The organism is Francisella noatunensis subsp. noatunensis, from assembly GCF_009823375.1.
In the GTDB taxonomy this organism is placed as follows: Bacteria; Pseudomonadota; Gammaproteobacteria; order Francisellales; family Francisellaceae; genus Francisella; species Francisella noatunensis.
Genome location: NZ_WBSX01000027.1, coordinates 1 through 17030 on the forward strand (window position 1 = coordinate 1; position 17030 = coordinate 17030).

The window sequence follows — 17030 nt, forward strand, 5'->3', positions numbered from 1 at the left end:
TCAAGAGATAGCTAATCAACTAAATATTTCACGTACAACTTTATATGATTACCTTAAGTTTAGAAAGGTTGTTGTTGGTAAGAATTATTAAAAAACCGAAAAAATGGAGGGCTCTGCAAACAACCCCTAATAAGCATTGCTATGCCCTTAGAGACCACTGGAAAGCCCAGGGATTAGCCATAGCAACGATAAAAAATCGTTTAGCTTGTCTAAGGTGGCTAGGCGAGAAAATAGGCAAAGAACTGCCTGATAATCGAAAATTAGAGATTGAGAACAGGAAGTATAGCGATAATTCGGTAAATAAGGCTCAAGAAATCGATTTTAAGGCGATTTCTGACCTAACTGATAGACAAGCCCTAGCAATACAGTTGCAACGCGAATTTGGGCTTCGTAGAGAAGAAAGTCTGAAGTTTCAGCCTAGTTATGCAATCAAAGAGCATAAAATCGAGCTTAAAAGTTCTTGGACAAAGGGGGGAAGACCAAGAGAAATCCCAATTTTGAATGAAAGACAAAGAGAATTGTTAGAAAAAGTAAAAGAGGTAGCAGGTAAAGGCTCTCTAATCGAGAGCGAAAAGTCTTATAAGCAAGCTATGGAGCATTTCACGACTCGTTGTCAAAGAGCAGGGATTAAGAATGTCCATGGCTTTAGACATGCGTATGCTCAAGATAGATATAGGCAATTAACAGGACGTGAGTGTCCTAAAAATGGAGGGCTAACCTCTAAGCAGCTAACACCTGAGCAAAAGCAACAAGATTATGAAGCTAGAATGACTATTAGTGAAGAGTTAGGGCATGGTAGAGAGGATGTAACCGTCAACTACTTAGGCAGATAAAAAGCAATATAGCTATAGAAGTAAAGAAAGCCATTTTACACAGTAAATCGATTTTTCTCAGGTATTTTATGTTTTTTGATAAATCATCTATTTTGCTAGTTAAATCATCAAATTTATCATCTTGTTGCTTAACCAAATCTAAGAATCTATTCTCTTTTTTAAAATTATTCATATCTCATCAAATCCAAATGTGTGGTTTTCAGTTTTCTTCTTGTTTAGCTTTTTAATCTCTCCTAAAAACAAGGCTTTTTTAGACATCAACTTTGCATTATCCCAACTCTGCCAAACAGTATCGCAAACATTTTCTATATCTCGCAATAAATAATGCTCAAAGATATGTTTCACATAGTTTGTATCTAAATCAACTTCATCACTTAAAACAATCTCTTTAAGTCTGTCAGAAGCTTCAAAAGGTATGAAATCATCTTTTGTTTTAGTGTTCAGAATTTTATCAATTTGTTCGTTTGTAGTTTTGGAAGGTTTTGTTATGAGAAACTGTATTTTCCATACTTTACGACCTGCTTTTATAACATCATAAGTCACAAAAAACTCTGTTAAAGTGTTTATTTCTTCTAATGATTTATGTAAAAAGCTTTCCTTAAAGTGAGAGTATCTTCTTTTGTATGTATCAGGCATAGAAAAACGATTTATTATGTCATCTACTTCAAAAGTTGCTGGGACTATAACCTTGTGATTCTCCTGTAGTCCATATTCACTTTTAAGCAATAGATATAGTCGACCAGAATATTTACTTTTAAATGTAAGTAAATGCTCTAATTCTGCTGTTGTATATCTCTCTTTTAGTTGTATCAAATATGGTTTTAATGCTTTATCAAATCTAACTTCTAAACCAGCCTCTTTTTCTAATGGTTTAATAGCACTGAACCAGTTTACAACTGTTCTATCGGGTAAAACTATTGGCTTACTCATGATTGATAAGCTCATTTCTTTTATTCGTTTTCTATTGTGTTCCACATTAGTAGAATTGAAGACTTAGCATTAACTCAGAAAAATAAAAAAATATTTGCTGAAGTAAGCATTAATGCGAAGTTGTTTTTTGAAAATAAAGGCTTCAAGGTTATTGAAGAACAAACAGTCAAGAGAAGAGGAATTAATTTAATAAACTTTGTGATGGAGAAAAAAATCAAAAAAAATTTATAGCGCGTGGCCGATTACGACCAAATATGCAGTTAGACCCTTTTATCATTTTCTATAATTTGATTATCAAATCGTGCCGTAAAACACCTTCCTTCAGGTGGGTGATATAAGGCACATTGAGATAGCAATATTTTAGTGTGGTGTGTTTTGTTGTTCAATATATTGTCTAATTACACTGATAGGTGCACCACCACAACTACCTGCAAAATAACTAGGCGACCATAATACACCTTTCCAATAATATTGGTGTATATCACTGTGAAATTGTCTTAGTTTTCTACTTGATACACCTTTTAGACTATTCACTAATTTAGATACAGCCACTTTAGGTGGATAATTGACTAGCAAGTGCACATGGTCTTTTTCTCCATCAAACTCAATTAGTGGGCTAGTCGGAATACGTGTGTAAACCGGTAGTATAAATTTTAATCAAAATCAAAAAGAGTGCTAGACAGCATAAAATTAAAGGGATAACAGTTATCAATAAAACTGAAATATTACAAATGCTTATTATAATCCCTCCAAAAATATATCCTATGTATTGAATTTGTCCTACTCCACCAAATACTCTACCTTGCTCGCTATCAGGTACTTTTAAAGAAAAAAAAGCATAGAAATTCGTATTTAATATTGATGAAAAGACATATATTACTATAAATGCAATCCATAAAATTACTCCTTTATTAATAAATAAAGTTAATACGAAAAACATCATTATAGTAATTACTAATGAAAATAAGATTCTAGAAAATATAGATTTTAAAATTCTACTAATTTTTATCTGAACATATAACATAGAAAACATACTAGCTATAGCCATTGTCATAAAAAAGTAACTAACACTTATTGAATCATAAAGAAGGCTTTGATTTAGCGTAACCGCTATGGATTGTGTATATACCCCTTGCATACACCAAAATATAAGAAAAATATAAACTATTGATGATATATCTTTTTTATAAAAGATATAAAACAAATTTTCAAAGACTCTTTGTGTTGATAAGTTGTATCTCTTTATTTTTGCTTTTCTTATATTATCATCTTTCAAAAATTTTCTTAACATTAATAGATTAGTTATACTAAGTATTATAAGAATGATGAAAGGTAATATCATCGATACCTGTATATTAAATATAGATATACAGTAACCTCCAATAATAGGCCCTATTATTGACCCTAATATAAAAGCTAATATGGGATATCTAAATATTAAACTTTTATCTTTATTATCGTTTATTTTGACAATTATTGAATTAATTACCGCATAATTACCTACAGCAAAACCACATATAAATCTAGATATAATAAAAAATATCAGATTTTGAGAATACAAAGAGATAATAGCAATAATAAAACCAAATAACTCTAACTTTAATCCTAAAAGTAGAGTATTCTTCTGTCCTTTTTTATCTGCCATAGCCCCAATAATAGGCATACCAAATAATGTACCTAAAGGATAAACTACTAAGGCTAATCCATAGAGTATTGAATGTGAATAATTCGACCAGCCTACTAGTAACCCATATGATGGTTCATAAAATATATCAGGAAATATAGGCAATAATATACCTACTCCTAAGGCATCAAGAAAACATAATATTATCAAAGATATAAAAGCTTTATTTCTCATTTACCCATACTCACTAAAGTATCTCTTAAACTCTCAATATAGTTTAAATCTCTCTGAAAAGTTTTTTGATCTTCATTGATTAATATAAAAAATGCTAAATATGGACCAGTATCATCTTTAGCAACACTTAAAATATCACCTTTTTTTACAAATATTTGATATTTATGTAAACTTTGGCATCTACTTTTAATATCTTCCAAATCTAATACTTGTTTGATAACACCTTGTACATATGATGGAAATAAAACTAAGCTACATTTAGCTTTTGTATAAAACATGTCTTGTGTAAGAATACTTTTTTCTAAAGTTTTTAATATAGCCTCAGCTTGAGATATGCTAGTGATATTATTCCATATATCATTATCAAAGTCTCCACCCATAACCCTTGCTCCTAACTCTATTAGCCTAAAGTGTTTCTCATCGTAAAATATTTCTATATGAGAAGCACCATTTTCGACATTAAGTGCTTCTAGAATACGGCTGATGTATGGTATAAATTTTTTATAGTAGATCTCTAAGCTTTCTAAGGAAACCATCTCTGGTATAATTCCTCCATTTTCAATATACGTTTTTTTATAACTCCATATATCTGTTATAAAATGCTCTCCATTAGTTGTAAATGTATTAACTATAAATTCTTTACTGTTTATCTTTTCTTGTAAAATTAGTCTAGTAATAGATTGAGCCATGCTATTGTTAGAATTGAAAAGTTTTCTTGCTTTTTGTATTACCTGTTCTTTATTATGACATTCAAAAACATTAATTGATCCACCATCATCAACTGGTTTTAAAATACTAGGATAATTATTAAAAGATTCTAGTTTATTAAGGTAGTCATACTTTTCAAGAACTATTTCAGTAATTGTATCTAAGCCATACTTCTTTAATGTAAGCTGCATTAAAGATTTATCTCTTCTAAGAATAGTCGTTTTAGGATCATTACCCGGTAAATTTAAAATACTTGCTAGCTTTTCAGCAACATAAACACCTTCTTCAGCTCCTGGAATAACAGCTTTAATGTTATAATTGCTGAGAGTATTTAAAAGATTTTTCCAATCTTCATTAGCAAAATCAATATAATCTTCAAACTCTAAATAGTCTGGATGTGTCTTATAGGTTCCTTTCCCCTCTTTACTTAGTACATGGATAAGATTAAAGCCATTCTTTTTCAAAATCTTTGCTAGATATTTTCCTCCAGAAAAAGCATCAACTATTATTATATATATCCTTTGCTTATTCATTTCTTATCCTTGGTTTAACTACTTTTATTTATAAAATCAGTAATATTTTCTGCAACAAATGAAATATATTCTTCATCAATTAAAATACTAATATGATTAGCATTTAGCTCAATTAAATTTATATTGTTTACAGTATTTAAATAACAATTATACTTATCATCAGAGTACAGTCCCTCAATTTTCTCCCAACATTTAAACAAGAGTAAATTAGCTGGTGATTTATTAATCTGTATATCATTTAAAAAACTTGATGTTCTATTCATAAACTTTGTAAATTGCTCAAGTGAAAATCCTCCCGCCATAAATTTTTCTGCTATAGGATTCTCTTGTGTATATTCAATGACACTTTTTTTTGATATATTTTTTTCTCCGTAACTATTTATAGTGTCAAACATGATGACATGACTAGATAGATTATCAAATTCTTGTTTTAATTTTTCATAACAATATAAAACAATATTTCCACCCAATGACCAACCACCAAGATAAATTTTTGATTTTGGATTTTCTTTAATAATCTTTCTTAAAATATTATAATAGAAGCAAATTATTTCTTCTGAATCTACATCAATTTTATCAAAATAATTTATAAAATAGTTATTAACACCAATAACCTTTGTTGTTTTATCAATTTTATGAGCTAGCTCATAAAAAGCTTCTGAACCACTTGGTAAAGGATGGCATAATACTACAATGTTATCAGAATCACTATTATTCAGATCACAGTAATCTATTGTTGGCTGAGTTAGGAATTCTAAACTAGCTTTTGCCTGTTTGGCTATTGTCCTATTTGCATAGACAAAATTTGTAGGTAATTTTCTCTGAAAAAAATTACTTAATTTAACAGCTAGCATAATAGCTTGTAATGAATTACCTCCTATTGCGAAGAAATCTTCATTAGCACCTATTTTATTGACTTTAAATAATTTTTTCCAAACTCTATATATTTGTTTTTCATACTCTGTTTCAGGTTCAATATAATCATTATTACTTTTTAAATGTTCTATCTTAGGCAATGCTCTAAAGTCTATCTTTCCATTTATTGTTAACGGTATTTCTTTAAGCTTAACAAGATGTTTCGGCTTCATGTAGTGAGGAAGAGTATTATCTAAGTGCTTGTTAATATGAGATATTATTGTGTCATTTTTAGAATCGTCTTTCTTATTTTTCTCAATATGTAACGACTCTTTTTGCTGATCTGTAACATAGCCTAAAACAATAGCTGTATTAAAATGTCTTTGACCAAAAACTTTTGCCAAATCTTCACCAATATCAAACACTCCAAATAAGCAGCTACCAATATTATCAGATAATAAATTCTCTGTTATACATTGGGTCCATTCTCCAATTTCGACATATTTATTTCCACATGGAAGTATGATAATAGATGCCTCAGATACTATGAACTCGTTTCCAGCTGTTTGATCAAAATCAGTCATTTTAATTTGTTTGAGTTTTTTAATCTCACACTCTTCATAAATATAGCAGTCGATTAAATTCTGTTTTCTATCTTTTTGTAAAACAATAATTCTACTTGGTACTTTAACTTCTTTTATACTTAACTTATCAATTTGATATCTGAAAGTAGAAATATTTATCTCTTCATCATCAAAACTCTCAAAGGCCTCTTCATCATCTAGTTTTTCAATAGATATTCTTTCGCTCAAAAGATATGCCATATATCCAGTTTCCAGTTCTGCATATGCAAGACTTCTATCAAAATAATACTTTTCCATAGCGGGCTTATAGTAGTTAAATATAAAATAAATACCACCAGATTTCTCAGCATTAGATTTTTTTAGAAGAATTAACGAATGATGTTCAGGATGGTAATAATAGTACCCAGAAAGTGATTCACCATATTCTTTCGATATATAAATGTATGTTCGTACTGGATATAATCCACCTGCAGATGGATACCTATACTTATTTAATCCCATTGTATTTTCATTATTATATGCTTTCAAAATATTTAATACTTCACTTAATTCAATAATAGTATCTGAACTAATACATCTGGCATTAGAGTATTTATAGCTTTTAGTAATGAACTGTTTAATAATATCAAAACTAAGATCTTGATTAGAAAAGTTTCTATAGCTTTTCCTTAAAAAAGCATGTTGCTGATATGATTGATCATTGTTTTGCAATAATTTCAATGATTTATTACTATTTATATTTACTCTAATACCTTTTTTAGCTAATTTAAATTCCGATGAATCATAAATATATGGCTCAATATAAGCTACAATTTCTTTATTTGTCTTAGAGTGTTCTATAATTCGAACAACACAGTTTTTAACTGACTTTATGGAATTTATTTGCGATTGAATTTCATCCAACTCAACTCTAAAGCCATTAATTTTTACCTGATTATCAATTCTTCCAATAATTTCAATATTTCCATCATGATGTATGACACCTAAATCACCAGTGCGATAGATATAATTATTATTATCGTCAATCACAAAATGTTTTTTAGTTTTCTCATCATCTCCAATATAACCTTTTGCAACTCCAACACCTGTAATGCAAATTTCACCATGTATTCCTATAGGAGAGTGTTGTAACTCTTCATCAAATATCCACATACCCTGATTATACATTGCCTTACCATAAGGTATACTTCTCCACAATTCATCAATATTATCGATTTCATATAATATTGACCATATTGACCCCTCAGTTGCACCTCCAAGACTGATTATTTTAGCTTTAGGGAGTACTTTATGTATATTTTGAGGTAAAGTTAATGGAATAAAATCGCCACTTAATAAAACTAGTCTAACCTGACTATTTATATCTTTAAGCTGAGCTGTGTGTGTGAGAATATTCATAATAGCTGGAACACTGTTGTATATTGTAACACGATATTCTTTTATGATATTTAGCAATTCAGTAGGATTATCCGTAATATCATCAGATAGAATAACAACAGCAGCTCCAGATACTAATGCCCCAAAAATATCATACACAGATAAGTCAAAACTTATATTAGATATAGCTAAAGTTCTATCACTCTCATTAATATTAAATCGCTTATTAATATCTTTTATTGTATTCATTGCTCCGTAATGGCTTATTTTTACTCCTTTAGGTTTACCAGTAGAACCTGATGTAAAAATAATATATGCAAGCTGATGAATATTAACTCTTGGCAAATCCTCAGAAGTACTACATGTATGTATAATATCTTCAAAAACCAATGTCTCAACGTTATCTAATGAGACAGAATTTTTCTCTAAATTTTCATATCCATTTTTGTCAGTTAGGATAAATTTAGCTTTAGATATTTCTATAATGTCTTCTAGACGTGTTAATGGCCATTTTATATTTATAGGAATATATACTCCAGAAGAGGCCATAATACCCAATAAACAAGAAACTAATTTATAGCTCCTGCTTAAGTATACTATGACATTATCTTCAGGCTCTATATTACTATTTATAAGTGCTTTCGCTACGTTTACAGCTTGGACAGAAATTTGCTGATATGTATAGTAGTTTTCTCCCTCTATTAACGCAATGTTACTTGGAAATTTTCTTGCGATTCCGAAAAAAGCGCCATGTAGCGTTTGATTCTCTTTTGGTAAAACACTTTTATCAAAAGTTTCATTCGCAGCTTTTATTATATCTATATCTTTTTGTGGTGTTTTAAGTAAAATTTCATTTTTTGACCAATTTTTATCAAATAGTTGAAAGATTGCATCATGATAAATATTTATCATATTATCGATCATATTATGATCAAATAGTTCTGAAACAAAATCCCACTCTATAACGAGTTCTTCATTTTTTTCATAAATTTTATTATCTAACCAAACTTGGGATGTTTGTGTTATTGCGTATGTTCCACCTTTATAACATTTTGATAAAAATTTATCATCATGGTGTTTCATCCCTAATAAACTTGTCAAAACAACTGGTGCTATTAAACTATCCATACCCAATGAGTAAAACCTATTAAGATCTGCTTGTATAGATAGTCCTGAATATAAAACGTGGGATAAATCATCCCATAAAATATCTTGAGCCTTTTTAAATTTATCTAAAATAGTTGATTTTTGTTTTTTATATTCAAACAATTCTAAAGTTGTAAAATCCCCAAGAACATCATCGATATCATCATGAATAGGTTCTCTATTGAACAAAGTTAAATTTATTAAAAAATGTTTATTTATACTGTATTTGGCTAAAACATCTCCATAAAGAGTTAGAAAAGGTACTGTGGGAGATATTTTATTTATACGAATCTTATCTTTTATAACACCCCAGATTTCTTTAGGTATAGTTTTAGTTATTCTAGCAAATGTATTGTCATTTACTTTACTTGGAAGAATCTCTGTTTTTAGCTCTGGACTTAATGGTAATTCTGGTATTCTATATTGCCAGTATTTTTTATCATTTTCATATCTTTTAGCTTTTTTAAGCTTATCAAAAGCATATATATAATCTCTAAATGTAATTCCAATTGGTTTAAGTTTGCTCTCAAGATTATTATAAAGAATTGTTAGTTCTTGCATAAAAAATCTCATGCTATGAGCATCCATTATTAAAGCATCAAAACTAAAATGTAGAATATAACTTTGTGATAATTGAGTTACTCTATACTCAAATAAAGGATAGGTATTTACATTAAATACCTGATTTTCCATAAAATGACGCCATTCTAAAAGCTTTGTTTGCTGATCAGATATGCTTAAGTTACTTAAGTCTTGATATTTAATTTTATAGTCAGGTACTTCTTTTAAAAAACATTGTGTTCCCTTCTCTAAAGAAAAAACACATCGTAAAGCATGATGTCTGGCTATCAAAATATTCAAAGCTTGAGTAAGTTTATTAATATCTAAATAATCAAAACTATCTTCTCTATATACATGTGTAGAAACACCTCCTAATTCAAAAATATCAGCTCTGCCAACTAGATATGCTTGTTGTACATCTGTTAAAGGGAAGTCATTATAGAGGTTATCCTCATCATGTGAAGCTAATTCGAGAAACTCCTTACCTTTTTTTATTTGTTCATCAATTATTTTTGAGAATTCAGACAATCTACTATTTTTAAAAATTTCTTTAATTGGTATTGTGCAAGCAAGCTCTCTTTTTATATGAGCATTTACCATAATAGCTTTTATTGAATCTCCACCGAGATCAAAAAAATCATCATTACAACTAATTTCAGTTTTGATTGATAATATTTTTTGCCATATATTTGCTAATGATTTTTCTGTGGATGTATGAGGTTTAATATACTCTTTAGTTGATACTTCTATATTGATATTACTTAAGTCTTTCTTATTAATTTTGCCATTAACATTTAATGGCATTTCTTGTAGAAAAATAATTTTCTCTGGAATCATATATTTAGGAATTCTTTTTGCTAAATTTTCCTTAATATCGCTTACTGTTTGATCAATGTTACTGGTATAAAATGCTACAAGATATTTCGCGCCTGTCTTATCTGTTTTTACAAGCACAGCAGCTTGCTTAATTCCAGCCATTGAGATTAAACAAGCTTCTATTTCATTAATTTCTATACGATAGCCTCTAATTTTGACTTGGTCATCTGATCTTCCTATATAAATTAATTCACCATCTGACTGCCATCTAGCTATATCACCCGTTTTATATAGTTTTTGGTTAATCTTATTGGTTGCAAATGGGTTATAAATAAATTTTTGACTATTTTCATCAGGTAAATTTAGATACCCATGAGCAAGTTGTATACCAGATATACAAAGCTCTCCGTTTGCACCAATAGGTTGCAGTTCATGATATTTTGATAATAAATAAACCCAAGTATTGCCTAGAGGCCTACCTATAGGTATATTTTCATGCAATTGTTTAACTTCATATCTTGTCGTACATCCAGTATATTCAGTTGGTCCATAGCCATTTATTAGTCTATAAGATCTATTCGTATATTTCTTTAACTTTTCTCCTGCTGTCCATAATAACCTTAGTGATTTGTTATCAATTAAGGACATAAAGTTTTCACATAATTGAGTGGGTAATAATGCTACTGTGATATTATTTTTCTCAAAATAATCATTTAAATAATATAATGAAAACCTTACTTCTTCTGGCACAATGTGACTTGTAGCACCTTTTAATATTGGTAATAATAATGACCACATTGAAACATCAAAGCCAAAACTTGAGTAAAAAGCAACATTATCGTTTTCATTTATCCCATTAACAGTATTTTCGTAGTTAGCAAAATTCACTAGTGCTTGATGCTTTTGAATAACTCCCTTAGGATTACCTGTTGTACCTGATGTATAAAATAAAACAAATGGGGCTTCATCATTTACTTTAAAGTTATCAAATTTTTCGTACCGTACAGCTAACTCATCAATACAAATTATATTTAAATCAACACTATTTTGAGTTACAAATTGTTTAGCGCTATCTACAGTAGAAATAATAGTTTTAGCACAACAGTCTTTTAGTATGTATTTAATTCTATCGATAGGATAATCTAAATCTATAGGCACATATGCCATGCCATTCTTTAGAATAGCTAAAATAGAGGCCGTCATATAGACACTTCTTTCCATATAAATAGGAATGAAATTATCTTTATTTGTAAGCTGTTTAAGCTTATGAGCAATTGTATCTGATAAAATATCTAACTCTCTGTATGTCAAAGATTGAAGACTATCTACAACTGCTAAATTATTGGGAGATTTATTGACTTGAATATAAAAAAGATCAATAAAGTTAGTATTTTTAATTAACTCAAATGATGTGTATGATAATTCACTTAAAATAAGATCTTTCTCTATACTTGATATACAATTAATTTCTTTTATTTTTTTATTCGCATAGCATTTAGATATATCATCCAGTATGACTATAAAATTATTTAGCATTCTTTTTATAAGCTTATCACTAAATAGATTAATGTCATACTCAAAGTTAATAAACCAACCATCAGAATTAATATCTAAATAACATAGAATATCAAATTTAGATGTCTGATTATGAATATCTTTTATAGAGAGTAATTCTAAACTTGAACTTTTACTTAGTCGAAATTGTGTTGCTCCTTCCCAAAAAGTAAACATCACATCTATTAAAGGATTTCTTCCTCCTTGCTGTTTTAAATCTAGCTTATTAATAATACTTTCAAATGGATATGGGTTATCTAAGCTTTCTAATATAGTCTTATGAAGCTCTATTGCAAAACTACTGAATTGTTTATTACCCTCTGGTCGTATTCTCACAGGAAGAGTTTCGACAAACATTCCCATCATATCTTGTGTTTCTTCTATTGATCTTCCTATACTTGGTATACCAACAACAAAATCTTCTTGCATTGAATATTTTCTTATTAGCAGTGAAAATGCTGACATCAGTAATGAAAAGTCTGTTATGCCTATATTGATAGCTAGATTTGATAACTTGGATTGAATTTCATCAGGAATTCTTCCACTTAATAAATTTCCTTTGTAATTTTTTTCTACTGGGCGAGTCTGCTCCGTAGGCAACTCAAGTATAGGAGCATCTTTGAGATTATTTAACCAATAATTTAAGTTATCATGGTTCTTCTTAAGAAATTTATCTTCAAAATATGCATAATCTTTATATTCAAAACTTATATTTGGCAATCTATTATCAAAATAAAAATCCCAAATTTGTTTTAGAAATATTTGATGAGATTGACCATCAAAAATACTATGGTGTATGTTATAAGCGAATATAAACTCTTCTGGAGTTATCTCAAATAAAGAAAATATGTATAGTGGTCCTTGCTCTAATTCAAATTTTTTATTTATGGATTGTATTTGGCTATTTATTTGATTCTCTGATATTTTTAATTTTAAAAAGTTTAGTTCATGAAATTCTGGAATTATTAGCTCAAGTCTATCACTATCTAAGTAAAAATGGCTCTTTAATATATTATTAGATTCTACTACTGTACTCAATGCTTTTTCAAACCTTGCTACGTCAAGACATCCTTTTATTTTAAATGCAGAAATAATATTATACGCTTTACCGGAAGAATCTATCTCAGATGAAAAAAATATTCTTTTTTGTGCATGTGTTGCAGGAAATTTCTGCTTTTGCGTAGCTTTTATAAAATTTATGTTGCTAGATTCAGTAGTTTTTTCAAATATCCTCTTAACTAATTTTTTTATAGAATTATGTTGATAGATTTCCTTTATAGAAAGTTTTACTAAGAATTGCTTTTGGATATCAAACACTAGCTTTGTTAATGATAAGGAATTAAAGCCAATTTTTAAAAAGCTATCTTCAATATTATAAATATTAGTATCAAGCATTTTTTCACAAATTTTTAATAAACTATACTCTTGTTCTGTTAATTCATTAATGTCTAATTCTTGTAATGAAGATTTACTATTTAGAATTAATTTTAATCGCTCAGATAATAATATTCTATCTAGCTTACCATTTTTATTCTTAGGTAAACTACCCTCAATGAATATTTCCTTTGGCAACATATACTCAGGTAATTTTTTCTCTAAAAACTTTTCTAAACTATCTTTTATATTTTGATCAGATAGTTGCGGCACTATAAATAGAAAAAGCTTGTCATCATAAAATACAACTGCACTTTCTTTAGTGTAGTTGCTTTGTGCAACAATACTCTCTATCTCACCTAGCTCAATTCGGATACCATTGATTTTTACCTGATTATCAATTCTATCTATGATTAATAAATTACCATCTAGAGTTATTTTACCTAAGTCACCCGTAAAATAATAAACATCTTCAGAATTGTTTGGATCTAAAACCCTAAAATTTTTGTTATCATAATTTAAATAGCCAAAGCTCATAAATGGAGTTTTAATTACAACTTCACCTACTTCATTCAAAGAACATTTTTTAGAATCATTTAAAATATAAACCTTTGTATCAGGGATTGGTTGTCCTACATCTATTATTTCTTGAGTAAAATTTTGATTATTTAAAATTTTCTTATAAAACTTGGCTAATGTTGTTTCACTAGGTCCATAGAAATTTATTATATACGAGTGGTATCTCCACTTTATCTTTAATTTTTTTAATAAGGAATTTGTTAGTTTCTCGCCCGCACTAAATATATATTTTAAATTCTTTAATTCTTCTACTTGTGTAGTGTCTAACCAAAAATTTAATACTGATGGAACAATATTAAACATCGTTATTTTATTTTCACTTATCCAGTTAACAGTATTTTGAGACTCAAAAACATCAAAAGGCGATAATAATAAGGTTGCTCCCCCTAACAACGGAGTAAAAACAGATCGATAAATAACATCAAAAGTTATAGATGTGAATTGTCCACACCTATGTGTTTCATCAATATTAAACTCTTGCTTTTGCCAGTTTATAAAATGTGAAAAACCTTGATGAGAGGATAGTATACCTTTAGGTTCTCCAGTTGACCCAGATGTAAATGTTATATAAGCAGGTATTTTATGCCAATTTTGTGGTTCATCTATGGTGATAGTATTAGTACTATCTACAGTATCAATCTTGTCAAATGTAAGTTTCTTATAGTTAAAACTATTATCAATAATATTAGAAATAATAAGTGAAGGATTTATTGAAGCCAGAATTTGTCTTTTTCTCTCATCATTTAATTCACTATCCAATAAAACTAAGGTATACCCTTGTAGCCATATTGCTATTGATGAAGCTATCATCTTAGCATTCAACTGGCCATGTAAAATAATAGTAGATTTTTCTGATAAATTATATTTTTCTATTAGAAGATAGGATTTATTTATTAGGTCTAATAGCTCCTTGTTAGAATAACTATTATCTTTATCTACTACTGCAACATATTCTCTTTCAGAGTTTAGTTGATTATAAATCTGTAATGGTAGAAAAGGAGTTTTTTCATTCAAAAAGTTTTCTATTTTTTGTATAAATGTATCTGCAGAATTATCTGATAAACATATCTCTTTTAACTGTATATCTAAGTTGTAATTAGATATGACATAATTAAACTTATCTTCTAGATCCTTTATTTCATCTATAGATAAAACTATATTTGATAAAAAAAGTTTACTCTCCTTAAACTCAAAACAAATATCTTTACCATTAAATGATTCACTTAATATGACCGGCCCATTGTAGTCTGTAATAAAATTATCTGTGTTTAAAAAATAATCTAAATAATTTGTAAATGTTTTTTCATCATCATATTTGAATAATATTTTGTGTGAATTTACTTCTATCGAAACTGATATATGACTTGTTCTATATATGACAAGTGCAAGGGCTATTTTTTTAAAAATGGACTCGTTTATTTTACTATTCATGAACTACCCTTAAAGTTTATTAGATCTAATTTTGTAATCGCTAACTTATAATTCCTATCTATATCTACATTACAAAAAAAATCTGTAAAGAATTTGTAAGAAGTTAATAAAGTATTTATCTTTTTAACATCAAAGTATAATCCCATTCCTAAACTTTTTATTATTGATTCTTTGATGTTAAATACTTTAAAGAAGAAGTTATTTCTATCATGGTCTTTTTTAAGTTGAATATAATAACTAATCTCCTCTGGATGCATAATTACATCTTTAAGTTCATCATAATTAATACTTTTATCAATATATTCAATGTCAGCACCAATTTTATATTTATCACTTATTGCTATTAATATATATTCCTTTGAGTAAGAAATACTAAAGTCTATATTTTGATGGAATTTTAAATATGGTTTTTTATACTTATTATAAGCAAACTCATAGTTGCTTATTTGATACTTACTTTCTAGATATGTATATAGAAAGCTTCTTGATACTAATCTTTTAAGACGATCAAATTCTATCTTATACTTTTGTATATCTGATAATTGATTATCTGGAATGATGCTTTCATCTACTAAATGCTTATTATCATTTACATCTAATAAAAATAAATCTGTACCTTCTATATTTTTTTGATGATAATTAAATTTTGTAAGCACGCACAACTCCTAAATACTATCTTTTATATTTAGGATACGCTTAGCATGTTCCCTTAATTCACCACTAGGGCTAACATATCTATATAAAGTTGGTCTAGTTACTCCTAATTCTTCACATAACTCACTTACTATAGTTTCTTTATTACCCATTGCAGCTTGAGCAAGTCTTATCTGTGATTTTGTTAAGGAAAACCTTCTGCCTCCTTTTTTACCTCTTGAGCGAGCAGATTCAAGACCAGCTTTTGTTCTTTCAACTATTAGATCTCTTTCAAACTCTGCAAGCACAGCAAAGAACCCAAAAAACATTCTTCCTGCAGGTGTTGATGTATCAATATCTGCTCCTTTACCAGTAAGGACTCTTAATCCTACTTTTTTATCAGAAAGCTTTTGAATTAAATTCACCAAGTCATGAAGGCTTCTTCCTAAGCGATCAAGCTTCCAAACTACTAAAATATCATTTTCTCTTAGAGCTTTTAGACATGCTTCCAAAGATGGACGTTTAATATTTTTACCAGAAGCATGATCATGATAAATATTTTCTTGGCCAACTCCAGCTTTGACTAAAGCATCAATTTGCAAATCTAAATTTTGAGATCCATCTACCTTTGAAACTCTTGCGTAACCTATCAACATTTTTGTTTCACAAACGTCCGTTTATTTAACACTCTCAGCTTTATCTGTAAACTTCATAAAATATGCTAAATAACTCGTAACATATTTTAAGTTACACAAACCTGACTACTTTTAGTTTAATTTACACTATAGGAGAAAATATGTCTACCATAGAAAGAACTGCTTACCCAAGATATTCATCTAGAAGAAAAATTAAGTCTCAAGAGCTCGATAATTTTTATAGACTTAACTCGAGCGAGACAAAGTTAATGAAGAAACATGCTCGTAGGAGTTATTATCAAATCTAGTATATGGGAATTAAGCGGCATAATTTTTATCCTGTTTTATTTTGTCAACTTCATGCTCAGAAATGCCATCAATAAAAGTTACATTATTTAGCATTTCATTAATTCTCTTATAGCCATTTAATCTATGCCATTTTTTCTCAGCTTGTATAGCTAACTTAAAAAAAGCAGCCAATAAAGTCTCCCTAGAGGGGGTTGTTTGCAGAGCCCTCCATTTTTTCGGTTTTTTAATAATTCTTACCAACAACAACCTTTCTAAACTTAAGGTAATCATATAAAGTTGTACGTGAAATATTTAGTTGATTAGCTATCTCTTGA

9 protein-coding genes and 2 pseudogenes are annotated in these 17030 nt (G+C 28.7%); 2 read left to right on the plus strand and 9 right to left on the minus strand.

The window, feature by feature from the left end:
- Positions 1–74: 74 nt before the first annotated feature.
- Positions 75–833, plus strand: a complete 759-nt coding sequence (locus tag F8C69_RS03580) for an integrase domain-containing protein (protein ID WP_200147155.1) — start codon at positions 75–77, stop codon at positions 831–833.
- Here F8C69_RS03580 and F8C69_RS03585 read toward each other — a convergent pair.
- Together F8C69_RS03585 and F8C69_RS03590 are read right to left on the minus strand one after the other, a co-directional pair.
- Positions 814–1005, minus strand: a complete 192-nt coding sequence (locus F8C69_RS03585; protein WP_159184227.1) for a hypothetical protein — start codon at positions 1003–1005, stop codon at positions 814–816. The genes F8C69_RS03580 and F8C69_RS03585 overlap by 20 nt on opposite strands.
- The gene (locus F8C69_RS03590; RefSeq protein WP_159184228.1) at positions 1002–1778 is read right to left on the minus strand and encodes a replication initiation protein; all 777 of its coding nucleotides are present in this window, start codon (positions 1776–1778) and stop codon (positions 1002–1004) included. The genes F8C69_RS03585 and F8C69_RS03590 overlap by 4 nt, the downstream gene beginning before the upstream one ends.
- A gap of 21 nt (positions 1779–1799) precedes the next feature.
- On the opposite strand from F8C69_RS03590, the gene F8C69_RS10505 reads away from it, so the two are divergent.
- Positions 1800–1994, plus strand: coding sequence for a GNAT family protein (locus F8C69_RS10505; RefSeq protein ID WP_160194800.1), 195 nt, complete (start codon positions 1800–1802; stop codon positions 1992–1994).
- Positions 1995–2123: 129 nt separating this feature from the next.
- Here the strand turns inward: F8C69_RS10505 and tnpA are convergent.
- The 7 genes and pseudogenes from tnpA to F8C69_RS03625 all read right to left on the minus strand — a co-directional run.
- Positions 2124–2375: pseudogene (gene tnpA / locus F8C69_RS03595) on the minus strand (IS200/IS605 family transposase); the annotation flags it as partial.
- Between the two features lie 4 nt (positions 2376–2379).
- The gene (locus F8C69_RS03600) at positions 2380–3621 is read right to left on the minus strand and encodes an MFS transporter (RefSeq protein ID WP_159184229.1); all 1242 of its coding nucleotides are present in this window, start codon (positions 3619–3621) and stop codon (positions 2380–2382) included.
- Positions 3618–4862: an ATP-grasp domain-containing protein gene (locus F8C69_RS03605; RefSeq protein WP_159184230.1), complete on the minus strand. Its 1245-nt coding sequence runs from the start codon at positions 4860–4862 to the stop codon at positions 3618–3620. The genes F8C69_RS03600 and F8C69_RS03605 overlap by 4 nt, the downstream gene beginning before the upstream one ends.
- A 14-nt stretch (positions 4863–4876) precedes the next feature.
- Positions 4877–15139, minus strand: coding sequence for a non-ribosomal peptide synthetase (locus tag F8C69_RS03610; protein WP_159184231.1), 10263 nt, complete (start codon positions 15137–15139; stop codon positions 4877–4879).
- On the minus strand, positions 15136–15795 hold the full coding sequence (locus F8C69_RS03615) for a 4'-phosphopantetheinyl transferase family protein (protein WP_159184232.1): 660 nt from the start codon (positions 15793–15795) through the stop codon (positions 15136–15138). Before F8C69_RS03615 ends, F8C69_RS03610 begins: the two co-directional genes overlap by 4 nt.
- A 9-nt stretch (positions 15796–15804) precedes the next feature.
- On the minus strand, positions 15805–16428 hold the full coding sequence (locus F8C69_RS03620) for a recombinase family protein (RefSeq protein WP_159184233.1): 624 nt from the start codon (positions 16426–16428) through the stop codon (positions 15805–15807).
- Between the two features lie 297 nt (positions 16429–16725).
- Positions 16726–16902, minus strand: a pseudogene (locus F8C69_RS03625) (IS256-like element IS4502 family transposase); the annotation flags it as partial.
- Positions 16903–17030: the final 128 nt, after the last annotated feature.

Excerpts from the sequence above, each read along its gene's own strand:
- F8C69_RS03585 (WP_159184227.1), bottom strand. The coding sequence starts at position 1,005 with ATGAATAATTTTAAAAAAGAGAATAGATTCTTAGATTTGGTTAAGCAA.
- F8C69_RS03590 (WP_159184228.1), bottom strand. The coding sequence starts at position 1,778 with ATGAGCTTATCAATCATGAGTAAGCCAATAGTTTTACCCGATAGAACA.
- F8C69_RS03600 (WP_159184229.1), bottom strand. The coding sequence starts at position 3,621 with ATGAGAAATAAAGCTTTTATATCTTTGATAATATTATGTTTTCTTGAT.
- F8C69_RS03605 (WP_159184230.1), bottom strand. The coding sequence starts at position 4,862 with ATGAATAAGCAAAGGATATATATAATAATAGTTGATGCTTTTTCTGGA.
- F8C69_RS03610 (WP_159184231.1), bottom strand. The coding sequence starts at position 15,139 with ATGAATAGTAAAATAAACGAGTCCATTTTTAAAAAAATAGCCCTTGCA.
- F8C69_RS03620 (WP_159184233.1), bottom strand. The coding sequence starts at position 16,428 with ATGTTGATAGGTTACGCAAGAGTTTCAAAGGTAGATGGATCTCAAAAT.